The 23,811-nt window shown below is 48.0% G+C and carries 17 protein-coding genes and 2 pseudogenes; 2 read left to right on the top strand and 17 right to left on the bottom strand.

The genetic code is table 11. The features are described 5' to 3' along the window. Window positions 1–229: 229 nt before the first annotated feature. A pseudogene (locus J2T14_RS17975) lies at window positions 230–506 on the bottom strand (sigma factor); the annotation flags it as partial. A gap of 281 nt (window positions 507–787) precedes the next feature. Here J2T14_RS17975 and J2T14_RS17970 point away from each other — a divergent pair. Beyond that, on the top strand, window positions 788–1,972 hold the full coding sequence (locus J2T14_RS17970) for a patatin-like phospholipase family protein (protein WP_307472894.1): 1,185 nt from the start codon (window positions 788–790) through the stop codon (window positions 1,970–1,972). A 338-nt stretch (window positions 1,973–2,310) separates the two neighbouring features. Beyond that, window positions 2,311–2,874: a hypothetical protein gene (locus J2T14_RS17965; RefSeq protein WP_307472892.1), complete on the top strand. Its 564-nt coding sequence runs from the start codon at window positions 2,311–2,313 to the stop codon at window positions 2,872–2,874. Window positions 2,875–2,948: 74 nt separating this feature from the next. Here the strand turns inward: J2T14_RS17965 and J2T14_RS17960 are convergent, their stop codons facing one another. The 16 genes and pseudogenes from J2T14_RS17960 to J2T14_RS17885 all read right to left on the bottom strand — a co-directional run bounded on the left by J2T14_RS17960 (window position 2,949) and on the right by J2T14_RS17885 (window position 23,737). Then, window positions 2,949–3,776 (bottom strand): TIGR02452 family protein, encoded by an 828-nt coding sequence (locus J2T14_RS17960; RefSeq protein WP_307472890.1) that lies wholly within the window; start codon window positions 3,774–3,776, stop codon window positions 2,949–2,951. A gap of 45 nt (window positions 3,777–3,821) precedes the next feature. Beyond that, window positions 3,822–4,373: an NADAR family protein gene (locus J2T14_RS17955; RefSeq protein ID WP_307472888.1), complete on the bottom strand. Its 552-nt coding sequence runs from the start codon at window positions 4,371–4,373 to the stop codon at window positions 3,822–3,824. Beyond that, the gene (locus tag J2T14_RS17950; RefSeq protein WP_307472886.1) at window positions 4,370–5,263 is read right to left on the bottom strand and encodes an NUDIX hydrolase; all 894 of its coding nucleotides are present in this window, start codon (window positions 5,261–5,263) and stop codon (window positions 4,370–4,372) included. The genes J2T14_RS17955 and J2T14_RS17950 overlap by 4 nt, the downstream gene beginning before the upstream one ends. Window positions 5,264–5,759: 496 nt before the next feature. Continuing rightward, window positions 5,760–6,842, bottom strand: a complete 1,083-nt coding sequence (locus tag J2T14_RS17945; protein ID WP_307472884.1) for a Gfo/Idh/MocA family protein — start codon at window positions 6,840–6,842, stop codon at window positions 5,760–5,762. A gap of 18 nt (window positions 6,843–6,860) precedes the next feature. Next, window positions 6,861–7,844 carry a Gfo/Idh/MocA family protein gene (locus tag J2T14_RS17940; RefSeq protein ID WP_307199861.1) on the bottom strand — a complete coding sequence of 328 codons (984 nt, stop codon included), beginning with the start codon at window positions 7,842–7,844 and terminating at the stop codon, window positions 6,861–6,863. A 240-nt stretch (window positions 7,845–8,084) separates the two neighbouring features. After that, window positions 8,085–9,743 carry an extracellular solute-binding protein gene (locus J2T14_RS17935; protein WP_307472881.1) on the bottom strand — a complete coding sequence of 553 codons (1,659 nt, stop codon included), beginning with the start codon at window positions 9,741–9,743 and terminating at the stop codon, window positions 8,085–8,087. Between the two features lie 90 nt (window positions 9,744–9,833). Further along, window positions 9,834–10,754, bottom strand: a complete 921-nt coding sequence (locus J2T14_RS17930) for a carbohydrate ABC transporter permease (protein ID WP_307472880.1) — start codon at window positions 10,752–10,754, stop codon at window positions 9,834–9,836. Window positions 10,755–10,786: 32 nt separating this feature from the next. Then, window positions 10,787–11,914: an ABC transporter permease gene (locus tag J2T14_RS17925; protein WP_307472878.1), complete on the bottom strand. Its 1,128-nt coding sequence runs from the start codon at window positions 11,912–11,914 to the stop codon at window positions 10,787–10,789. Continuing rightward, a complete protein-coding gene (locus tag J2T14_RS17920) occupies window positions 11,911–12,144 on the bottom strand; it encodes a glycoside hydrolase family 38 C-terminal domain-containing protein (protein ID WP_373458165.1) in 234 nt (77 codons plus the stop codon). Before J2T14_RS17920 ends, J2T14_RS17925 begins: the two co-directional genes overlap by 4 nt. 588 nt (window positions 12,145–12,732) lie before the next feature. Beyond that, a complete protein-coding gene (locus J2T14_RS17915) occupies window positions 12,733–13,893 on the bottom strand; it encodes a GntR family transcriptional regulator (RefSeq protein ID WP_307199871.1) in 1,161 nt (386 codons plus the stop codon). A 313-nt stretch (window positions 13,894–14,206) separates the two neighbouring features. Continuing rightward, a pseudogene (locus J2T14_RS17910) lies at window positions 14,207–14,383 on the bottom strand (sigma factor-like helix-turn-helix DNA-binding protein); the annotation flags it as partial. Window positions 14,384–14,716: 333 nt separating this feature from the next. Further along, window positions 14,717–18,268 (bottom strand): Ig-like domain-containing protein, encoded by a 3,552-nt coding sequence (locus tag J2T14_RS17905; RefSeq protein WP_307472876.1) that lies wholly within the window; start codon window positions 18,266–18,268, stop codon window positions 14,717–14,719. 501 nt (window positions 18,269–18,769) lie between these two features. After that, on the bottom strand, window positions 18,770–19,507 hold the full coding sequence (locus tag J2T14_RS17900; RefSeq protein WP_307199874.1) for a carbohydrate ABC transporter permease: 738 nt from the start codon (window positions 19,505–19,507) through the stop codon (window positions 18,770–18,772). Window positions 19,508–19,598: 91 nt separating this feature from the next. Beyond that, window positions 19,599–20,483 carry a carbohydrate ABC transporter permease gene (locus J2T14_RS17895; protein WP_307199876.1) on the bottom strand — a complete coding sequence of 295 codons (885 nt, stop codon included), beginning with the start codon at window positions 20,481–20,483 and terminating at the stop codon, window positions 19,599–19,601. A gap of 76 nt (window positions 20,484–20,559) precedes the next feature. After that, window positions 20,560–21,927 carry an ABC transporter substrate-binding protein gene (locus J2T14_RS17890; RefSeq protein WP_307472874.1) on the bottom strand — a complete coding sequence of 456 codons (1,368 nt, stop codon included), beginning with the start codon at window positions 21,925–21,927 and terminating at the stop codon, window positions 20,560–20,562. Between the two features lie 202 nt (window positions 21,928–22,129). After that, the gene (locus J2T14_RS17885; protein WP_307472872.1) at window positions 22,130–23,737 is read right to left on the bottom strand and encodes a response regulator; all 1,608 of its coding nucleotides are present in this window, start codon (window positions 23,735–23,737) and stop codon (window positions 22,130–22,132) included. Window positions 23,738–23,811 lie beyond the last annotated feature (74 nt).

The raw sequence follows: 23,811 nt of genomic DNA, 5'->3' as shown, positions 1-23,811 counted from the left end.
TCATCCCCTCTTGTTCTGTTTGCTTGGTACATCTTTATCATATCGCTCATGTCGATTTATGAGAGCGGGGGAAAACAACTCGTTCGGGGGGGAAATTCGATGATGATCCCTAACGCGCAAAATCCTACCTCCCATTGTAGCAGGAATCGGTTAACCGTTGTCCCTCCTCCCGGGAACAACAAAAAACGGCCGGAGCCGGCCGTTTTCAACATGCTTATGAAGAAATTAAGAGGTTTTTGTATATTTTCGACTTCTCGATCTTCAATTGCACTTTATCCGCCCACATCATCGGCTTCCGTAGCGGGAATGTCGATGAGCGTAATTTCATTGCCTTCCTTGTCCGTACCGATCGGGTCGTGCAGCGACACGTCCTTGCGCGTTTTCTTAAGCGATCTTAAATGCATAAATATTTCGTTTTCGATGCAGCGCGCAGCGAAAGTGGCCAGCTTCGTGCCTTTTCCAGTTTGAAAGCTTTCGATCGCCTTGATGAGTCCAATCGTACCAATTACGCGGGCCACCACTTCCTGCTCGGGGAGTACATCGGCGACTACGAATATAAGTGTCTTCACGGCTGACCAGGTACATCATTAACCATACCTTACACTGCATCCCAGTTGGCGCGCTTCCATTCTTCTCCTGCTTCGAAAATAACATGTTGTTTAGCGTTGCGATATTGTACGCCTGGATAGACTGCGCGTTATAATATACTTAACTTTCCTTTTCGGAATATAGGCTCTACTTTAAAGTTTTAAATGTCCAAGCGAGTAATGAAGGAGGTTCGGAAGTCGTGATAGCAACGAACACAGGCAAGCTGGCGCTTGCGCTTGAAGGGGGCGGCGCCAAGGGCGCTTACCATATGGGAGTGGCGAAAGCTTACCGGGAGGCCGGCCAAACCTTCGACGCCATAGCCGGCACCTCAATCGGCGCTCTGAACGGAGCCGTCATCGCGCAAGGGGATTTCGAGATCGGGTATCAGGTCTGGGAGCGGCTAGACGCCCGATCGATCTTCGACATGAGCGACGAAGAATACCGCTTGCTGATGCGGCGAAAGCTCGATACGGCCGCCTTACGACACTTGGCCGCGCGTACCAAGAGGCTAATCGCGGACAGGGGCATGGACACGCGAAAAATGCGCCGGTTGATCGAATCCCTCATCGACGAAAGCCGGCTGCGGGCTGCCGCCGCGGACTTCGGCCTGGTGACGGTCTCCTTGAGCGATCGGGCGCCGCTCGAGCTTTACAAGGAGGATATTCCGCAGGGGCGTGTATTGGACTATTTGATGGCCAGCGCCGCTTTTCCCGGATTTCAGACGACGTTCATCGACGATAAAGCTTTTATCGACGGCGGGCTGTACGACAATTGCCCAATCAACATGATCGCTCGCAAAGGATATACGAGTATCGTCGCAGTCCGAACGTTCGGGCTCGGCGTGACGCGCAAAATCCGCTATCCTGGCCTCACGATTACGACGATCTCGCCTTCCGAGCCGCTGGGCGGTATGATGAGCTTTAACCCCGAAGCGATACGCCGCAGCATGAGCATAGGGTATTATGACGCGCTCCGACAGCTGAGGGGCTTGCAAGGCCGCACTTACTGCATTGATATAGGCGGCTTAACCGAGGAGACGTGCGACGAGATGCTGGCTTCACTCCCCGATGCCAAGCTGCTTGCGCTCGGCCGTATGCTCGGCGCGAGCGGTATTCCTGCCCGGGAGCTGTGGGGCAGGGTCATCGTGCCAAGGCTGTCAGGCAGCATGCGCCTCGAGGCTAGCGCCTCCTCCATCACCTTTATCGTCCGTTTGGCGGAGGCGCTAGCCTCGGCCAAGGGAATTAATAAATACGCCGTCCATCCCTTTCCCGATTGGGTGCACTCCACAATAAGCGGCCCTCTGAAGAACGTCCAAGGACTCGGCTTCCGACAAGTGGAGCTCTGCATGGCGGCTCAGCGCATTTTAGAAGGAATTCGGTTGTGATAAGCTTAGAACTTCGCGGATGTCAACGTCAGCGCGAATGGGTGCTGTAGAGATAACGCTGAGGAGGAAAGATCGGTTTGATTGAAATGAAAATAAGTTGCAACTCAAAACGACATAGAAAAAGCGGCAGCTAGGGACGGGAAACTTCCACTTATCTCTGGCGTGAAATTCTTCCTTATACTCAAGATTTCGGTCGTTGCATCGCTCCTGACCTCATAGGTATGGGCGATTCCGAGAAAATTCCCCATAGCGGTCCCGACTCTTACACCTTTGTAGAAAATCGCCGCTAGCTCGATGCCCTTCTGGATCAACTTGGCATTTGCGAAAAGGTTACCTTTGTGGTGCACGACTGGGGGTCGGCTCTGGGATTTGATTGGGCGTGCCGCCCTCCGGATGCCGTTAAAGGAATCGCCTACATGGAGGGAATCATAAAACCTCGCAGTTGGAGCGAGCTCCCGGAACGGGGAAGGAAAATTTTCCAGGCTTTACGATCAAAGGAAGGCGAGCAGATGGTATTAGAACACAACTCTTTCATCGAGACTAACCTTCCAATCGGCATTCTGCGTAAGTTGACGGAGGAAGAGATGACGGAATATCGTCGGCCATTCTCGTTGCCCGGCGAGGGACGCCGCCTGACGTTGACCTGGCCGCGACAACTTCCGTTTGATGAAGATCCGGCTGATGTGACGGACATTGTTAACACGTATGGGGAGTGGCTAGCACAGAGCTCGTTCCCGAAACTCTTCGTCAACTGCGATCCCGGCACTATGCCGATATCTCATGTTGAGTTCTGCCGTACTTGGCCAATGCAAACGGAGATCATCGTCCGTGGACCTCATTATCCCCAGGAAGATTCGCCCATGATATTGGCAAGGCGCTTGCTGCCTGGTTGGAAAATTTAACATAATCGTCTAGGAGCTGCTAGGGACTGATAAATTGAATAACATAAAAGCGACCTGCTTGTAAAGACAGTCGATCAAATATTAAGTTCTTTTACAAAGGCACGAATGCACTTACCATCTTTGGAATTGTCCAATACCGCAAAGCGGATTTCCGAAAACAAGAATCCAAAGCCTTCATCCACCAAAAGTTCCCGCCACCATCTGGCCACCTTCACCGGATCGTTCCGGAATACTCCACAGCCATATGCACCCAAGATGAGATTCATATCGCCTTTTTTGGCGAATATCGCTAGGGTCAGTCGCATCCGGTCTTTCATCAATCTTTCCGCCTCCTGAGGGTCCTCTCCCTTAAGCAGAACTTGCCCATAGTTCACGGCGGGTAGTGTCAAAACGGAAGCAGTCACCGGTCGCTCTAAAAGTTCGAACTGCTGGTTACGGAAAAACACCACGTCGGGCGAATAGATTGCGTAATCCGTATACATCATCGATCCGCAAGCCCGATTCGCTTTATAATAGCTTTCATTACGCAGTTGCGTTTCATATAATCCACTGGATGCCGCTAGGCTTTCTTCCTGAGCCATCGCCCCGTTTAAAAACCCTCCTCCAGGATTTTTGGCGCTGGCGAAGTTTAGCACGCCGATGCGCTTTTTTCTTACCTCCGCAAAATCCAAAATCGTCTTCACTGTGGCCTCGTTGGCAACGGAACAGGCGGCGGTTTGCGGTAGCCCTAACAATCCGGCAGTTCCTTTAACCAATACCTTTCCCTGTTCCGGAGTAATCAACTCGCTATTCTCCTCTGAGAGCTTTTGCGCAGTGGCGAATTCAACCCGGTTCCCATTATATTCATAATAGCCCTGCCTTTGTAACCGCAAGGTTTCCTCGGCAATTACTTTTTGATTCATATCCTCTCTCCTCCAATTTTCCAATATTAACCGCCTGACTAAAGTTTACTTCCGCAGCAATACGTCTCGCACTTCTGTCAGCGCGAATCCTAGCAAGTTCCTGCCACGCCATTTTACGGGATTCTCCACGTCCGGATTGGATTGGCTCATGCCGATCCCCCAAATGCAATCCCGCGGGCTGCTTTCTACGATAATCCGGTTTTTCGTCGACTTGAGATAGTCGCCAAGCTTCGGACTCTGCAAAAATTTAGCAAAACTTCCTCTTTTGACAATGTCATAACATTCGTTGTCCCAAGTGTCCTTGTCGAAGTTTCTAACCCCACGCCCGTAACCTTTCATCTCCTTTGGATGCTTTGCTTTAAGGATCGCGTCCAGCATTTCGTCATCTCCGAACAACCTTGCCTTTTCGGACATCATAAATTGCTCAGCACAAGAATACTCAGTCCCCTCAACCTCGAACGGACTCATCCACCATTGGCTGAAGCAGCTTTTATCTATGCTATCATCCTTTGGAGGTGTGTGGCCCCAAAAGAACACAAATTTGAACGATTGGCCCGCGTTATATGCTTTTCTTAAATCCTCGATATTGTATATCATCGATATTCCTCCATATTTCTCCGATACAAGCGTGAAGGACGGTGTCCCGCATTTTCAGTGTAATGATCGGTCTCCTCCACGAGTTCAGCTACTTTACGCCGAAAAGCGGCCTTCAAAAGTTCTTTATCCAAAATCACTTCGTAAACCTGTTGCAGCTCTGTCAAGGTAAAAAGCCGCGGCATTAGATGCAGCGCAATATCGGTATAGTTCACTTTTCCCCTTAGTCGCTCAATGGCGCAGGCTATAATTTTGGCATGATCGAAAGCCAATCCGTTATTAGATACGATGGAGTATTCGGTTGATGTAAAGCTCAGCTTTGCCGTCACCGTCCGATCCACAACTGCAGTAAGCTCTTCTTCTTTACTACTTAGCTTGAGCTCGTATTCAAGCGTTTTTACATATCCTTCCTCGTTAAGCTCTTTCCGCTCCCGAAGAAGCCGATAGGTTACCTTGAACCAGGCAGCGTCGGAAGCGTCATCCCCTGCTTTCAGCTGTATCTGATCGCTGTTGATCAAGGCCATATAGCTGCAGCTCATCACCCAGGTGCGGGGGTCCCGCCCAATATCGCTGAAGGTGTACAGCTGCTCCAAATAAACTTCAGCCACACCAGTTTCCTCGCACAGCTCTCTTGCCGCGGCCTGCTCCGTCGTCTCGCCCGATCGGATAAAGCCGCCCGGAAGTGCCCATTTGCCCAGGAACGGGTGCCCTCCCCGGCGAATGAGGAGTATTCGCAGCTCTTTTTCCGGAAGTTTGCGGTAACTGTCAGCCTCCGTGTTCGTTACCGTGAAAATGACCATGTCTGCAGCCACAGAAGGGCGCTCGTAATCCCCGGCCCGGTAATGCTCCAAAAATTCGCGTTCTGTAAGTCCATCGCAATCCAACAAATCCAATGTCCTTGCCTCCCTCATTCTTAGATTCTTTATTCTATCCATGGCGAATGGTTGGCCGATAATCGTCTATGCCCGCGAGGTTTCCTTTTGCCGCAAGAACCACATACAGCCCCCCAGTGATACAAAACGAATCTTAGTAATGAATTGATAATAACATTTCGTTACTATCAAATGCAACAAAATAAAAGGAATTTGCAAGTAAAACGTTAAGGTTATATGAATTGGGCCATGACCCATTGCACCTTAGGATTTGACGTAAGTGTTAGACTGGACGAAAAATCAAACAACGGCGGATCAAGACTTGGAAATATCAAAGTCTTAGATTGCCGCCGTTGTCATTAAATGTATTGCGTTAAACTGCCCGTTCGTATCAGGAACCAAATGAATCATAGAAAAATCCCCTCAAGTCAACAGCGTTGAATCCATGAATACCATGGACACTTATTTCACTGTCTGCCATGAGGGGAAATAACCACGGTAACGTTATTTCACGTCCTTATTCCTTATCAAAATAAACGATTTTTCCTGTATCTGCGGATATATACACCGCTTCTAATATTTGCGAAACAATCATTGCTTCCCTCGGTTTAACCAAGGGTTCGGTATCGTTCACGATACTGTGAATCCATTGTTTGGCTTCATACTCGAAATCGGTCATTTCTTCTTCCCTGAATAGTTCTCTTGCATTCGGATTCACATCGATTTTATTCAGGAACAAGCTCCCGTCCCTCTCGCCATTGATCCGCAGTTCATTTTTAGCAAAATCCGCTCCTCCCTTCGTTCCGCAAAGCAGGTTGCCGCCGCCTTCCGCAATATTAAGAGCCCAACTGGTTTCAATGATGACCGTGGCTCCATTTTTAAATTTCACATACCCGAACGCCGAATCTTCTACCTCGAATTCGTTTGGATCCCAGGCTCCCCATTCGTTCGCGGCATTTTCGGTATGCTTCAGTTTATGGAAGACGCTGCCGACTACACTCTCGGGTTCATAGTTATCCATCAACCAAAGGATCAGATCAAGGGAGTGGGTTCCAATATCGATCATGGGACCGCCCCCCTGTTTCTCTTTATCCAGAAACACGCCCCATGTAGGTACGCCTCTTCTTCGGGTAGCGACAGCTTTTGCAAAATAGATATCTCCAAGTTCCCCATCGGCGATCATCTTTTTTAAAAGTTGGCTTTTGGCGTTGGAACGATTCTGGTACCCGACGGTTAGCTTCTTGCCTGTTCGCAAGTGGGCTTCGTACATCGCTTTGGCCTCCGCACCCGTGACGGCCATTGGTTTTTCGCACATGACGTGTTTGCCGCTTTCGAGAGCATCAATTGAAATAGTCGCGTGAGAGCTGTTCGGTGTTAGCACATGTACGACCTCAATATCTTCCATGGCAAGCAGATCCTTGTAATTCGCAAACACCTTTGCGCCTTGCGTGCCGTATTTTTTGGCGGCTTCCTCGGCTTTTTCCGGCAACAAGTCGCAGAAGGCCACCATCTGTACATGATCTAACTTGGACAAACAAGGCATATGTTTGCCGTTCGCAATCATTCCGCAACCGATGATCCCTACTTTCACGGTTCTCATAGAATTCCCTCCCCCGCGTTATTTGAACTCTACCGTTCGGTTTTCCCTATGAGCGATGTATGCCGCTTCCAATAGCTCCGTCAATTTCGTCCCCTCTTCCAGTCCGAAGGGCATCGGCTTGTCATGAAGCAATGCATCTGCCCATTGGATGATCGGGAGCGGCTGCTCTTTAGGGAGTTGATTGGGGGAAATCCATCCGGAAAAAGGTAAATCGAGCTTCTTCGAAATGACTCTAACTGTATCATCTGAGATCATCAAGGTGCCCTCCGTACCGTAAATCTCAAGGGCAGAAGGTGTTTTGTACGTAACAAGGCTTGTTTCGACCAGTGCGACCGCGTTGTTTACGAACTCAATTGAGCACTGCGCATTATCTTCCACTGCACGATTGGTGAAATAATGAAACATGGATGTGATTCTTTTGGGCTTACCGAGCAGCCAACTGGCGATGTACATCGGATGACAGCCCAAATCCATCATGGCTCCGCCCCCTGTTTGCTTCTCATCATACCAGTACTCTGGGAGCCAATTATTCAAAGCACCGTCGTGGCCGTTACGAATGCGCAGAACCGTAATGTCCCCTAATACTTGGTCGTCTATCAGTTGCTTAGCGAACAATTGGTGCGGCCTTGTGCGAGCGGGAAATGAAATGCAGAACTTGACGCCTGCTTTCCGTACCGCAGCAGAAATCCGGTCGCATTCTTGGGCGGTAAGAGCCATGGCTTTCTCGGTAAAGATGTGTTTTCCGGCCTCAGCGGCAGCTACCATTATATCTGCGTGCATGCTTGTAGGGGCATCAACCACGACTCCATCGATGTCTTCCCGTTGTAAAAGAGTTTCCAAATCCGCTTCAAAATCCGTTCCCAATTGGGCAGCCCATTCTCTTCCGCGTTCAGGCTGTTCGTCCCAGACTGCCGTGAGCTTAACGCTACCATGAAATTGTAACCTTCTTGCGTAATCATCTGCATGAACATGCCATTTACTTAACATCGCAACGTTCAACATGCGATTCCCCTCCGTAATCATTTATTTTTACTATGATTCAGTTTTCTTCAAAGGGAGGTGGCGTATCATTTGCTCCGAATGGCGCATCAGGCCTAAAGTAACCCCACGATTCGAAAATAAACTTATCGAGTTCAGTGAATGCGCCTGCCGAAACGATCGGGTTTAACATGCGTTGTCCCCTACCTTATAAAGTTATTTGGGATGGCTGTGACACCATCCCATGAGGATTAACTTCCTGCATTAGAACCCTACATCATCTCTTTCTGCAGCTTTTTGAGCCACGAACTCTGACATTTCTTCCACGCCGGCAGCTCTAAATTTTTCTTGAACACTATGAAGAATATTTAGAGCTTCTTCATCTGACGCCGCAAAAAATGCTTTCTTAAATTCCTCATCGAAATTCAAACTGCTGGTTTTATCTCTAAATCCCTGATATTGAGGCCAATCTCTTGCAAGGTAGCTGGCGCTTACTTTGTCTATGATTTTGATAGGCATTTTTGCCGAGAAACTCTCCTCCAATTTTTGCCACTCCGTTTTTTGATCTTCGGGCGTAGGCCAAGTAACTTCAGAGGAGAATGCCCCTATGAACCTTCCTGGAAGATAATTGAGCCCTGCGTCTCTTTTCAGATCCGGGTTTTCATCGAATTGTTTTTTCACATCAGGATTCCATTGGGGTAGCCCGTTTTCCATGGTGTAGTGCGTTCCTTCGATCCCGAAATACGCAAGCAATCGGCCTTCTTCGCTGTTGACATAATCAATGTACCGCAATGCCGCATCGGGATCTTTGATGTCAGCGCTTAAGAAAAGGGCAGGGAAACCGGAACGGCCGGGTTTTTCCACTTGCGTTCGAATGTCTCCGCTCTTATTCTTCATCGGTCCCAGTAGTTCATATTGCATTTCCGGATTCGTCTTATAAAGCGTTTTTTGCAAATCAGCTAACATAGGTTGGGCTCCGAATACGGCAAGCTTGCCGGTAGTAAGCTTTTCATTCGCTGTCGTACTCGTATTGTTGAAGGCTTCAAGATCAAACAATCCTTCCGTTAACAACTTTCTCATGTATAACAACCTGGCTTCATGATCCTTGGATTGCGTCCAGTGGATCAGTTTTCCATCCACTTCACGGAAGTCCGAAATCGTGTAATCCGTCCACCCGGCAAGGAATTGGCCGTAATCCCATCCATTCCACATGGTTCCGGCCGGGATGACCGGCTTCCCGCCAATATCCTTGAAACCGCCATTTTTTATTTTGACCAATAGATCATATAGTTCTTCTTGCGTATCGATATCCTCCGCTTTTACATTTAAAGCTTTCAGGATATCTCCCCTGGCAAAAAGGCCGTAATTCCAATTATGAATGCTTTCAGGGGTTCCATCCGGTGTCTCCGTAGGAATGAGATAAGCTTTGCCTTCAAATTCGGGACTATTGAGATCGAACTCGGCAAAATCCTTCGCAATCCCGGTAGTCACAAGTCTTTTAATATTCGGGTATTTATCGAGATAAGGGGTTAAATCCAGAAGCTGTCCTTCCATCGCCGCCTTCTTGATGACTTGACCTTCTCCTCCTGTAGTAGACCAGAAAGGCGCGTTAACAATATCCGGAACCGTACCGGAAGCAAATATGGTATTTAGTTTTTCTACTTCGCTTGTCGTGATGGATTCCAGGTTTAACGTTACCCCGGTTTTCTCCCTAATTTTTTGGGCTACGGGATTATTCTTCTGGTCCTGCGGGAAACTGGCTCCGCCACCGTTCCAAGCACTTAGAAAAGTCAAGGTTACCGGCTTCATTTCTTCAGTGCCTGACTCATTCGGATCCGTGTCAACCGTGCCTGCATTCTCTTCTTTGCCTGATCCCATGCATGCCGTCATTGTCACTAAAAGCAGTAAAGCGATTAGTGTCATGCCAAAAACACCCCTACGCCTGTTCTTCCTCATACTGCAATCCCCTTCCATTGGAAGTTTTTATATAAAAGACATAGCCTTTTATACCAACTACTCCTTAAGAGAACCTACCAATACGCCTTTTACAAAATATTTCTGAAGAAATGGATACACGCAGATGATCGGGGTCGTTATAATAATGACGAAAGTCATCCTCAAGGCTTCCGGAGTTACTCCTCGCAGCTCCATCTGAGTCTCGGTCATGTTTTGAATAGCAGATCCGCTATTTCCCGACGACGATGTCATCGACTGGAAAGACGCTTCGCTGATCATCTTGTTAAGGAACGTAGCTGCAGGCTGCAGGTTTTCATTCTGTATGAAAAACTGACCTGTAAACCAGTCATTCCACACTCCCACCCCGACAAACAAAGCGATGGTAGCAAGCACCGGCATCGAAAGAGGCAGTATGATTCTTGCAAATACCGACAACTCGCTTGCTCCGTCTATTCGGGCCGATTCCGACAGACCATCAGGAATCCCGTCAAAGAACGTTTTCATAATAATTGCATTGAAAAAACTATATAGGGAAGGCAACACCAACACCCAAAACGTATCCAGGATGTGTAATTGCCGGAACAGGATAAACGTCGGAATAAGTCCTCCGCTGAACAAAGTGGTAAAGAAAAAGAAGAAGACGATATATTTTCTTCCGGGCAAACCTTTCCGCGAAAGTGCGTAGGCTAATAAGGCCGTCAAAAATACGGAGGCAACCGTTACCACAAGGGTTCGGGCAATGGAAATATAAAACGAATTTAGGATCAATTCGTTGCTAAATGCTTTATCATAGTTTTCTAATGTAAACACTCTAGGAAAATAATAGATTCCACCCTTCATCGCATCGTAGCCGTCATTGAAAGAAAGGGCTAGAAAATAGATAAAGGGATATAGTGCCGTAGCGCAGAATAAAAGCAGCACCGAATAGTTAAGCGTCATATACATTTTATCTGCTGGCGTCAGCCTTCTTACACCCATACACTCACCTCCTCATCCTCAGTGCTGGCTTATTACCATAACGATACGTCGCTCACGCGTTTGGATATATGATTGACAGCAACAATGAGAAGCAGCGAGATCGCAGACTTGAATAAACCAATTGCCGTGGAATAGGCCAATTGCCCCTGTTGGAGGCCTGTTTTTAAGACATAAGTGTCCAATATCTCCGAGACGCTTAATGTTGCCGGGGACTGCATCAGCCAGATTTGGTCAAAACCCGCGTTCAGTATTCCGCTGAGGGAGAATATAAGCAATATGCCTATCGTTGGAATAAGGCATGGAAGCGTGATCTTAAATAGTTTGCTCCAGCGGCCTGCCCCGTCGATTTCCGCAGCTTCATACAAGTGCGGATCGATATTAGTTAACGCGGCTAAATAAATGATCGAACCCCAGCCTATACCTTTCCAGATGTCGGAAATGATTACCAATGGATAGAATAATTCCGGCTTTCCCATAAAAAAGATAGGATCCAAACCCATTTGGTACCGAATGTCATTGATAAGTCCTACGTTCGGAGACAGGATTTTTTGAAGTAAGGTAACGACGACGACCCACGAAACGAAGTGCGGCAGATAGGAAATCGTTTGAAACACTCTTTTCATTTTTTTGTGCATGACAGCATTGAGCATTAAGGCTAGGATCAATGGAGCTGGAAATCCGAAAATAAGTTTAAGGGCACTAATGGATAACGTATTTCGGAGTACATCGTAAAAACTGGAATCGTTTAAAAACTGCTCGAAATATTTAAAGCCTTCCCACGGACTCCCCAATATCCCCAGATTGAATTTGAAATCTTTGAACGCTATTATAATGCCGTACATCGGATAGTAAGCAAAAACCAGAAACCATATGATGGCAGGAAGCAAAAATAAATAGATATGCCTGAAATTCCATATTTTATTTAGTTTCCTGTTCTTTTTTAATTGCTCAAATCCAGGGATAACAACACCTTTTGGTACCACTCTCCGAACACCTCCTACGTCTTCTAGCTGTTGGATACGCCCTTCCAATAAATCCGCAAGCCATGCTTCAGACATCTGAAAGATTCCCGATAGCCTAGGAAAAGAGCCAATGCCGATCGTTTTCGATGTTTCGACGGTACGAAGCGGAACATTTAATTCATACCCGCGCTTATTCACTTCTGCTTCTCACAATTGGCGTGATCCGAACGGACATTCACCGGGAAGGATGTTCGGAGCATCTTACTCGATTCCTTCCAATCTAATTCCGTTACGAAATCAATTCTTCTGCTTCCTGCGGTAAGAACGACTTTCTGCAACAGTCTGGATTGGCCAAACCTGTAATGCATCAACAAACCCGCAGTCGGACCATCGACAGTCCCATAGTTCCCCCCAACGATCTCCGGCAAGAAGTTCTAATTTTTCCCCTGAATACCTCAGTATTGAACCGGCTCTGGCGTTACCCAGACTGTAACGTTTAAATCCGAAAGCGGAACATAGATGGACTTCTCCATGCGCCTTAACATTGATTTCAAAGATTCCGGTCTTACTTTTTCGTAAGGCATAAAGCGACTGTCTCCCCCCTCCTTAATTGCAAGCGGTTACATTCTCTGGTTTAAATATATTCAATATGGTGTGGGAATAATTCCTTAATTTTTATTTCCTCATATGGATAAAAAGCAACCTTCAGATCGAAGAAAGAGTTCTGGTGGTTTCATTAAATAACTAATTGGGGGTTAAATGAGAAAGAAAGCGGCTGTTGACCAGGAGGAAGGGAGGCTCCCGGTATTTCCATTATATTCAATATATACATACGGAATTGTTTGAAGACTTCTGCTGGATTTGATTTGGGGGGCTTATTATGGGGGGATTTCATGAGAGAAAATTGAAGTTGACCTAGTAGAAGAGTCCGACAGCTCCCTTTCATTGTCAGGTTCGAATAGAAAGCGCGTCGGACTCGTTATTAGGTTACATATAGGGAGAAGCGGGTGTTGATATCATGAAGTGGAGAAAACGTTTTTTCCCGTCGTCTCGCCAATCACCAATTCCGGCTCCACTAGAGTTTTAAAGTATTTTCCTTGTTGCCCGTCATCACTGTTAATGACCTCAAGCAGCGTGTAAGCCGCGCGGTAGCCCATATCGTGTTCAAACTGTTTAACATGTGTGAAAGTGCTGTATCCCTCGATTATTGAAGTCGGATCGTCAAAGCTGATGATGGATATGTCTTCAGGCACCTTCAATCCGGCTTGACGCGCAATTTGATAGATTTTCACTCCAAGACTTCCATTAAGCGTAATATAGGCCGTTGCCATACGATTTTGGATATAGCGGTACAGTGGATGTGTTTCAGCTTGCTCAAGACTTCCGATTTCAAAACCGGTTACGATGTGGGCAGGGTTAATCAGTGATCCCTTTTCCTTGAAGGCATTCATGTATCCATCGATCCGCTCTTGAACGGTAACGGTTTGTATGGGCGAATCGGAGCATATGGCGATTTCACGATGCCCCAGCTCCCACAGGTAATTTACAGCCATGTTAACGCCGAGCCTGCCGTCTGATGCTATATAATGTGTTTCCACCCCTGGAAGGTAACGGTCGATGAGAACGAACGGAAACCCGGCAAACTTCATGCTTAATATTTCTTCGTTGAATAATTCCTCGTCAACCGGGAAAATCAGTAACCCTTCCACTCCGATTTTACTACATGTCTTGATAGCCTCTTTTTCCTTATCAATGTTGCCCTCCGATAAATAGATAACGCAGCGGTAATCGTTCTCATTTAGTGCTTGCTGAATACCTTGTATAAGTCTAATGGTAAAATAGTCATAAATGCTGGGCATAATGAGGCCTATCATCCGCGTCCGCATTTCTTCGCTAGTATTATTGATATGCTTTACGGCACTTTTGGGAGATGTCGTCGGAATTTCATATTCAGAAACGCTTACGAAAGTCCCCTTTCCGGGCACCCTGGTTATGATTCTTTCGTTAACCAAACCGGACAGGGCATTAACGACAGTAATCTTGCTTACTCCGAAACGCTCCATGAGTTCCTTTTCCGTAGGTATACGGTCTCCAACCTTCAATGCTTGCGATGATATCAAGTCGCGTAAATACTCTTGAACCATCTGATACAAAGGTATTCTTTCCGATGAGTTCATCCGAATCACCACATTTCAATCAATATATTCAATATATAATTTACGAAAGACGCAATCGTTTTATTCCTTGTCACTACACAAATTATATGGCAACTGAGCTTAAAATCTCAATATCTCCGCAGCGACTAATATGTCACTGGCGAATACCTTGTCTCTCGTAAATGGCCGCTTATCCCTGCCTCGGTAGGTATATTTAATGAGTCTGCTCTTTTTCGGTTAAATTGTAACGAGTATCATCTTCCTTCATCCAAAAGCAGTTTAGCTTGCAAAGCATAAAAAAAAGCGCCACCTTCTTCAAGGTGACGCTTCGCTGTCACTTCTTCGCCTTATAAAACTCATGATACAGCTTCATCAGAGCCCGCTTCTCAAAGCGTGACACATAGCTTCGCGAGATGCCCAGCTCCTTCGCGATCTCCCGCTGCGTCCGCTCGTCGCCGCCGTGGATGAGGCCGAAGCGGCCGATGACGACTTCTTTTTCCCTATCATCCAAATGGGTGGAGTACGAGATATTCCTTGCTTCACTCGGCGCCAATCTCCTCGCGCTCTATAACCTTTTCCCGTCGGAAAAGGCCGCGAGCTGCGCGAGCTTGAGGAACGACGAGCTGATTGTTGTTTCCGCGAGCCAACATAATCACCTCCTTGTTCGAAGTAGTTTGTAGACGCATAGGAGCGAATATAGACGCGGACCCTCATTTACCGGGTAATCACCGTGGCGAGCGATGATACAATCGGGAATGAGGAAGTGAGAATAATGTTTATTGAGCCTATGCAGCATGAAGGACTATCTCCCGATCCGATTGGATTCGGAAGATAGCCCTTTCGACTACCGACCCGTTATAAGGAGTGCATCCCGAAGTAAATAGTCTGCCGCTTCTTCGGCGATATGCTTCCCGCGCTGCGCTTTCACTTCGTTGATAAACGCCTCAAGCTGGCCAGCCTCCAGCTTCTTCAGCAAGCTGTTGGAAATGCCGTCCGAATCGATCGACCCGTTTTCCGCAAAAACCGTCACTAGCTCCTTGAGGGTTTCCTGATCGACTTCAATCGTGAAAGTCAACGTTACTGTGGCAGTATTCCCCGCCAAATCGGTTGAAGTCACGGCTAGCACGTGTGAACCCGGCGCCAGCGTATATAGCGGCACTGGCGAACCCGGCACATAAGGATTCGCATCCAGCGTGACCGTCGTCTTGCTGCCGTCAACTCCTGACAGATTGTCGGTTAGGGCAACCTGTACCGAGAACTCGCCGGCATTGCCGAGCGTACTTCCGTCTGTGAGTCCGATTACGGTGATCGTCGGCGCGGCGGAATCAATCATCACCACGCTAGTGCCGGTCACCCCGGACCCGTCGCCTGCGGAGGCCGTTACTCGGACGGTACCATCGGTGACTGCCGTAAGCAGGCCGGTGCCGTCGATCGTCGCAGCGCCGGCCGCCGTGCCGCCAAGTTCGGAGACCGTCCATGTGACGCTTCGATCGGTCGCGTTGTCCGGTTTCACGGCTGCGGTCATCTGCAGCGTGCCGCCGAGCTGATTGATGACGGACGCGCCGTTCTCCCCGCTGACGTTAATTTCCGTTACGGGAACGAACTGAACCACAACACGAGCGTGCGACTGACTTAGTACTTCGCCGTCTTCCGCCAGTACATAAATAATGTATGGACCGGGCAACATGGGCGCGGTCATCTCGAGCGCGTCGCCGGAGGCCACTGTTTCATCGTCGCCTCCATCAAAATGTCCGCCGCTCGACGAGGAAATCCATATCTTTTTTGTCGCGTCGTCCAAATCGTACGCAAACCTGACTGTCCCGCCGGGGGCTACTGACACGTCAGCCGGGAGCAACTTATTTGCCACCGATACTGTGGTGGTAAAGTTGAAGGTTATTTCAGGCATCGAAGTGCTGCCTACCAAGGTCCAGCTTCCTGCGGTGCTGATTTCGTGCCCATCCGCCACGGGCTTGCCGTTAAGCGTAAAGGTGTAATCATCACTCAAAGTCAGTTTAAGAGGCTGTACCGCTGAAACTTCGTAGCTTTTCCCATCTTCCACATTGGTTGCTGGCTTGCTCGCGTCGACGTATGCCGTATACTTGGAAGTGGCCGTTTCTCTGTCGTCCCCATATACGATATATAGTTTGTATTGTCCTGCGGCAGATGGAGTGTTGATTGTCTTTGCGTTGCCGGCAGCTTTTGTCATAGTAACGCCTTCTTTAAAGACAGTTGTGTTCGCGGGCGCGAGCCAAACAGTGTCTTCAGCTTTTAGCAGACCCCTGCGGCTCAGTTTTTCACCGCCTACAGCCACGATGACGTTGGAAGCCAACTCAAACTCGGTATCGGCAATGAGGCTTCTTGGGATCATATGAGTGTATTCGTTGGCAAGACCCGAATTCAAAACGATTTCGTTGCCCTTAACCGGCCAAATGCGGGCTTCGCTTTTGTAATTGTCGTGAGTAATCCTAGGGGCGCCATTCTGGTTGTTATTCCCGTCCACGTAACCTTCGACGGCAATCATATCGCTTTTGCGCTTCCAGTTGTTAAACTCAAAAAGACGGCTCTGTCCGGGGGCATGGGAGAGCTTTGACTGCACGACGTTGCCTATCATCTTTATGAACGTACTGCCTTCGTCGGGATGGAACCCGTTCGTCCAGTTGTTGGAGGTCGTGGGTTTGCCAGTTGGATTCGGGTTAAGGAAGTTGTAGTTCATCTCGGTGTAATTCGTCCAGTTGTCAGGATGCCAGTTACTATTCTTGTCGGTGACGGGGTTGTTTGTCAAATTGTTGATGGTGTCCCATGTCCCTCCGCCCGGCAAATTACCCGGATCGCCCTGCCGTCCCAGTGAGTAAATGGCTCCGGAGTCGTTAACTACCGTGCAAATTTCCTCTATCCGGTTATAGTTTATTTTGTTATTCCTGGAGGTCGTAGTGATTACTGGAGACCTTGCGATACTCGTTTCATGCGTACCATGGTAAGGGCCGCCGGTCTTGTTGGTACCTTGGGCGGTAAAACCGAATCCATCGTATTCGTCCCAGCCCCAGCCGATGCTCATGGCGCCGTAAGTGGTGTCATAAATGTAGTTATGCAGTACCTGCATGTTAGTTGTGTAGAAAGAGGCTAGTGCGTTGGCGCCCGGGAATCCGTAGCACGTCCTGTACAAAAAGTTATTTGTAATATAAATATTCTCCGGCACGGCTTCCGTACCCGCCGTAAATTTTTCCTTATTAACGCCGGCCCAGTTCCTTATTGGCGTGCCAGAGACCGAAACACTAGATTCATGCTTAATCGGCTCATCGTTTTCATAGATATGCTGCGGATGTCCGATATTAATGCCGGAAGCGAGCGTATCTACGATATAGTTGCCCGTGACTTCGATATCCTTGACATCGTTTTCCACATGGATGCCATTAAATCCGGTAAGCCCGATCTCGCCGTTCAGCACTTTGATGTTCCTCGCTGCGTTGATCATTACCGCTGCCGGCGGTATGTCATACCCTCGGTAGAAAGTCTCATGCCAGTTTATGCTGCTGGGGAAGTAAACTGTGTTCACGATAGAGCCCTGAACGGACGCGAAGCCGCGGGAACTGGTCGTTACCGGACCGGATCCGTCGCTAAGTGTATATGTGCCCGTCAGTTCATACAGTTTGTAGTCGGTATGGGCAAACTTCAGCCCGTTAAAGGTTATGTTTTTGACACGTCCATCATCCGAGCCCTCAACAGGGTTCAACCGATCTCCTACAGGGATTCCTCTTATGTCAAGGACCGTCTCAAGCCTGGGAATGACCACGTCGGCGGTATTGATATCCTCGCCTTCAAGCGGGATGTAATAAAGCGTGCTTTCCGCCTGGTCGAAATAGAAATCTCCGCGTTTGTTGAAGAACTCGAAAGCGTTGCGGATTACTTGATTGTTACCTGGATTGTATTGCGTGTTATTACTCAAAGACTGTGAAATCGCCCCATACGGCATCTGGAACCGGAGCATGACACCGCCGGGCTTGTTGCTGGCTGCCGGCGCCTGTTCGATCGACGCGAAGGTGACGAAAGGCCTCGCCCATCTGGCGGTGGAGCCGCCCATGCTTTCGGCTTCGATGTTTTGGGGGTTTTTCGTTTCCGCCGTCAGACCTACGCTGGCATCGAATACGATACCCGCCCGGATGTTGCTGCCGTTCTGCCACGCCCAAGGGTTACCGGCAGCGGTAAAGCTGACTGTGGGGGTGCCGGTGACGGTTCTGTTGGCCGAAACTATTTGCGGGCTCAGCGTCATGTTGGCGCGCTTATCGTTTACATAGATCGCGCGCAACTTTTCGCTCCGGTTAAGGGTCGTTTTATACGCCGTTAAGCCGCCAGTCTGGGTAAGGCCAACAGCTTCTGTCCATACGCCTTTTTCCAGCATTTCACCGGCGCTGATTACCGGCTTCGCACCCGGCGCCGCCTCATAGCGAATCGTGCTACTTGCACTTCCGGAATCATCCTTGTTGAAAACCAGGGTTTCATCAAGCGAATAAAATCCATCCGCAATTTGAACGACGATATCACCGCCGGTCTTAGGCAGAGTCCTTACTACTGCTTTTGCCTTGGCAAGCGTTTTGTACGGCTTTTCTTGTGTTCCGTCACCTGTGTTATCATTGCCATTTGTAGCAACATAGATAGTTGCACTTGGTGCACTGTCAGCCGCGACTACCGCCCCTGAAAATGGTAGCATGGAAAATACCATTACCAAAGTCATAATCCAAATTAATGCTCTTTTTCTCACTTCCATAAAACCTCCTTGGATGTAAGTAAAATTTTATACACATTACCGCCTAAGCGGTATTAGTGCCGGTTTCTCTGCTATATTTGTCAATAATAAATACAGGCCGTTTTTTAAACGGTGTCCCCTCCTCTTTCTTCGAATTCACTTCAAAATGGCCCCGGCTGTCAATGCGTTTTCGATCTTTTCGTTGCCTATTAAATAAACGATGATCATAGGCAAACTGGACAGCAGCATACTCGCGCCAATCAGCCCCCAATCCGTAACTCCCACATTGATAAAGAAACCAAGCAACCCGACAGTAAGCGGCCGGAATTGATCCTTGGAAGCAATAATAAAAGCAAGCGGAAATTCGTTCCAGATTCGAATGAATATAAGAACGCATTGCGTCACGAGCGCCGGCATCACGATTGGAAATATGATTTTAATATACGTTTGATAGACATTCGCTCCGTCTATGCATGCCGCTTCTTCCAGCTCCTTGGGCAAAGAACGGAGAAAGGCATACAGCATCAGTACGCAGGAAGCGATTGCGAAGCCGGAATACGGCAAGATAAGACCCAAATAACTATTTTTGATATGCATCCATTTAACCAGCTGGAATAAAGGAATAACGACTACTTCGATTGGGACAATTAAACCCATAGATACATAAAACAGCATCGCCGAATTGAATTTCCATTGCATGCGGCTGAGGCAATAAGCAAGCATGCTGCCCGATGTCAACGTAATGGCAATTGTGCCTGCGGTATAAATCAAGCTGTTCTCGAAATACGTATAAAAATGATATTTGGACAGCGCTTCGCTGAAGTTCAGCCAGTCCCAGGAAGACGGTACGCCAAAAGGATTGTCGTAAGCTTCGCTTTTTGACTTCAACGACATCGTTACCATCCAGTACAAGGGAAACAGAAACGTGCACCCGACGGCTGCCCAAAACACTCGACTTAATACTTTCAGAAAGCTCCCCCCTAGCTTAAAACTCCAGTTTTTCCCTGGCAACGTACCTTTGAATGATAAAGGAGATCAAAAGGCATTCCAGAATAAAGATAACGGCGATCGCAGTACCTTTACCAAATTCGGAAGTATCAAATGCCGTATAATACATCTGGTAGATGACCGTCCTGGATAGGTCTCCCGGGCCTCCTGCCGTCATGACTCGTACATGCGAATAAAATGCCATTGAGCCTAATGTAGACAGAATGAGTACGTATTTGATTACATTCTGCAGCAAGGGGATCGTAATTCGTAAGCAAACTTGAACAAAATTGGCGCCGTCGATCAAAGCCGCTTCATAGTAGCTCTTGGGTATGGTCTTGATTCCTGTATAGAACAGCATCGCGTTCAGTCCAATATATTGCCACAGGAATGTCAGCCCGATGCTGGGCATTACCGTTTTCTTCTCCGTCAACCACGAATGCGTCCAGGCGCTCAACCCTAACGAATTGAGAATGTCGTTAAATAAACCCCAATTCGGTTCGTAGAACGCCAGCCAAATCTGGGCAACAACCGTGACCGACAAGATAGCGGGGAACATCGCCGCCATCTTGAAGAATCGACGAAACTTCGGTGTTTGAACATCCATAAAAAGCGCAAGCATCATGGATAGGGGCAGCCCCAGCAATAATGAGATGGCTACAATGAGATACGTATTCTTATGAGCGGTCCAAAAGGATGGGGAAGCCATCACTTCTTTGTAATTATCTAAACCAACAAAACCCAAATTTCTAAATCCGTCATGCTTATGCAAGCTCATCCAGATCTCCGGCAGCAAGGGGTATACGCAGAATACGGTAAACAGCAGCAATGCCGGGGAAGCAAACACAAATATGGACATTTTGGTGCTAAAGTACTTGTTCATCGCTCTCTCCACCATTTAATTTGTGTCTAAACCCCCTCGGGTCTAACCGAAGGGGATTTAGCTGTTATCGCATCTTTTACTTGTCAAACCACGTATTTTCGCCCCAGATCTTGTTCATCGCCACATTAAAATCTTCGGCTGCGTACTCGCCCGTCAATAAGTTCGCTCCTTGCGTGGACATTTCGGCTGACGTCCTCGCATCTAGCGAATTAAGAGCCAAGGACGCGATTTTATTAGGGATCGGATTGTACCAGTCAACGAACTTCTGCATAAGCGGGCTCCTGTCCATTGCCTGGTTGCCGGTCTGCAAGGATATCGGGGCGCCGGTCGATTCGAAGTATAACGCGTCCGCCATGGCTAGAAATTCGGCAAGCTTGACTGCCTCTTCCGGGTGCTCGGTTTTGCCGTTGACCGCATAACCGTTAACCGGAGAACCCCAGAACTGTACGGTCTCTGCAGGGTCATACTTATCGCTGGCGCTTGGGAATGGGAAAAAATCAACCGTTTCGTCTTTTGCGAGATTCGGAAGCTCCCAAGTAAACATCCATAACATAGCCGCCTTTTTGGACGTAAACATCTCCATCGCCGGACCGTAATCCAAATTGGCAATGCCGTCTGGAAACACGCCTTCCTTGACCAGCGTTTCGATGCGAGCCGCTCCTTCCTTGACGGATGGATTGGCGAAGTCCGTATTGTTGCTGACGAGGTCCGCCATCGCCTGCGGGTCCCCGATTTGAATCATTTGCTGCAGCATGAAGAGCTTTGGCCCCCACCCGTCCTTGCCGGGAGTTACGGCCGGAACCATGCCCTTGCTCTTGAGCGTCTTCGAGATTTGAATCAGCTCATCGAAAGTGGTCGGCACTTTAACCCCGGCTTCCTCGAACATATCTTTATGATAGAAGATGACGGGGGTGAAATACGTGTCCGCTCCGGAAGACAGGCTGTAGATCCCGTTATCGACATGCTTTAACGCATCCGGCACCGCGTATTTGTCCAAGAAGCCGTCTTTGGAAATATAGGATGTCAGATCCAGAATGCTGCCTGTGCTCTTCAACGGCGTAAAGTAGCCCGCATCATTCCAGAATACGTCCGGCATATCCCCAGATGCGTTCAACGTCTTCAATTTGTTTGCCATATCCTCGCCGCCGCCGCCGGGCTCAAACTCGACTTCAATATTGGGAAGCGCTGCGGCAATGTTCGGTTTGATGAATTTTTCCATGATGTTGTTACGATTCTCGTCCGTCGTAAGCGTTATGACTCTCATCTTGATTTTTTTGCCGTCCGTCTCCGCAGCATTCTTGTTATCTTCCGTGCTTGATGCTGAGGGCGACGGATTGTCGGACGGCTGGTTGGACTTTGTTTCATTCCCGCTGCTGCATGCCGATGAAACCAGAAGAATACTTGCCATAAGGAACATAGCTGCTGCCTTTGACTTCGTTTTCATTGTTTACCTCCCCTATTTGTCAAAGCGGATATCGGGTTGACTTTAGCTATTGAAAGCGGTATCAACCTTGAGCTAATTTTACGAATCTTCCCAAATTTAGTACAGAGATTATTCTCGGGTCAGCAGTAAAATTAACGGCAAAAAAATAGACGATAGAGGTAAAGTTTTCACTTTCACCCTAACGTCTGTATTGAAGTATAGGCTATCGGATTTGATTCACATATTTGCTAGGCGTGATTCCCATATGTTTTTTGAAGCATTTGCTGAAATAGTTGGCGTCCGCATAGCCCACCCGATTCGCTACGTTTTGGATAACCTTCTCTCCCTGATCAAAAAGCTCTTTTGCTTTAATGATCCGTATTTCGGTCAGGTAGTCATTGATCGTGAAGGTCGATTCTTTTTTGAACACGAAGCAAAGATGATTGTAATTCATATGAACGCTTTTTGCGATATCTTCGATTCGCAATTCTTCGTTGCCGTAGTGCCTCGAAATATACGATTTGACCTCCTCTATGACTTTGACGGCTCTATTGGGTTTGCGGCTATGCACATGATTCATGGCCTCTAGAATCAAAGCACGTATCCATTCCTCCAGCTCGTTGAAGGTTTTCATCCGCTGAACGTGTTGTATCATATCGGGTTGGGTCGTATTTCGGAAGACATCTTCAAAGCTTTGCGACGATTCGGCCAAAAATTCCAGGCATGTGGATACGATTTCGATTCCGGCGAGAAGCAGCATTTCCATAGAAGCTTTTTGGACGCGAGCATCATGAAAAAAACTTGAGAGCCACTCTTCCGTCTCGGACAAGTTCCCGATTCGCATGAACATCAGCAAGCCGCTTCTTTTTTCCACCGAGAACAATCCGACCTTCATCCCGGTTTCCGCAATCAAGGAATGTGCGAACACCTTGTTGCCACCCCATACAAACCGATGCTTCAAGGCGATTAACGCTTCCTTGTATGAAACCGAAATCGACTCAAACGTTTCGTAGCCATTCCCTAAGCCGATCGTTACCGTACAGGCCAAATCGTTCTGTACGTTCAATCGAATTCGTTCGCAAATCGTTTCCAGCTTGTTGAAGGAGCCGTCAGGCGAACCTATGATCAGAACCAGACGAGCATCATGATCGTGACAGCCGATACACTGAAAGGCGTTTTGCATATCATTTTGAGCGATTTCTTGAACCTTGGCTTTACGAATCGGCATACCCTCCTCAAGATTCCTCTCATCGCTTGAATCCAGATCGACGACAATCGCCCGATAATGCAACCCTTCCAACTTTATTCCCAAATCATTTAATCGATCCCGTTCGGATCGCGATCTAGAGATACCGTTGCCCTGCAGCCAATCATTCAGCACTTGCTCCTTCATGACAGACAAGCCTTCGCTCGCCTGCTTTCTTAAATCGTCCAACTCAAGCTTGCCCAGACGCTCCATTCGTATCAGCTCCTTCATATCCAGTAAGGAACTTTGGAGTTCTTCTTCGTTAATGGGTTTCAGCACGTAATTAAAAACGCCCAATTGCACGGCCTGTCTGGCATACTCGAATTCGCTGTGACCTGACAACACCAAATATTTTGTTTTCCGGTCGCGCTCCTTGGCTTTGTGTATAAACTCCAATCCATCCATGATCGGCATATTCATATCGACCAACACGACATCAGGCTCTACCTCGCGCATCAGCTCCAGCGCTTCCGCTCCGTTTTTTGCTTCCCCCGCGATTTGAAAGCCCAGCTCACTCCATGGCAGCGAAATCTTCAAAGCTTGCCTGAAGTAATATTCATCATCGACGATAAGCACTTTGTACATGGTCTTTCCTCCTGTTCTATTCAATCCTTATCTTGCGGATAATAGAAATGCCAGCCTCATGGATGCGGGCAGGA

This window comes from Paenibacillus harenae, assembly GCF_030812415.1.
Lineage (GTDB): Bacteria > Bacillota > Bacilli > Paenibacillales > Paenibacillaceae > Pristimantibacillus > Pristimantibacillus harenae_A.
The sequence above is the reverse complement of the archived record's forward strand: the minus strand, read 5'-3'. Positions and strand labels throughout refer to the sequence as shown.

Bases quoted from the DNA above. Each gene is read 5' to 3' on its own strand.
- J2T14_RS17885 (WP_307472872.1), bottom strand. From the start codon at position 23,737: ATGTACAAAGTGCTTATCGTCGATGATGAATATTACTTCAGGCAAGCT.
- J2T14_RS17945 (WP_307472884.1), bottom strand. From the start codon at position 6,842: ATGAGAACCGTGAAAGTAGGGATCATCGGTTGCGGAATGATTGCGAAC.
- J2T14_RS17960 (WP_307472890.1), bottom strand. From the start codon at position 3,776: ATGAATCAAAAAGTAATTGCCGAGGAAACCTTGCGGTTACAAAGGCAG.
- J2T14_RS17900 (WP_307199874.1), bottom strand. From the start codon at position 19,507: ATGTCGTTGAAGTCAAAAAGCGAAGCTTACGACAATCCTTTTGGCGTA.
- J2T14_RS17895 (WP_307199876.1), bottom strand. From the start codon at position 20,483: ATGAACAAGTACTTTAGCACCAAAATGTCCATATTTGTGTTTGCTTCC.
- J2T14_RS17930 (WP_307472880.1), bottom strand. From the start codon at position 10,754: ATGGGTGTAAGAAGGCTGACGCCAGCAGATAAAATGTATATGACGCTT.
- J2T14_RS17905 (WP_307472876.1), bottom strand. From the start codon at position 18,268: ATGCTGGAAAAAGGCGTATGGACAGAAGCTGTTGGCCTTACCCAGACT.
- J2T14_RS17935 (WP_307472881.1), bottom strand. From the start codon at position 9,743: ATGACACTAATCGCTTTACTGCTTTTAGTGACAATGACGGCATGCATG.
- J2T14_RS17955 (WP_307472888.1), bottom strand. From the start codon at position 4,373: ATGATATACAATATCGAGGATTTAAGAAAAGCATATAACGCGGGCCAA.
- J2T14_RS17915 (WP_307199871.1), bottom strand. From the start codon at position 13,893: ATGAACTCATCGGAAAGAATACCTTTGTATCAGATGGTTCAAGAGTAT.
- J2T14_RS17940 (WP_307199861.1), bottom strand. From the start codon at position 7,844: ATGTTGAACGTTGCGATGTTAAGTAAATGGCATGTTCATGCAGATGAT.
- J2T14_RS17890 (WP_307472874.1), bottom strand. From the start codon at position 21,927: ATGAAAACGAAGTCAAAGGCAGCAGCTATGTTCCTTATGGCAAGTATT.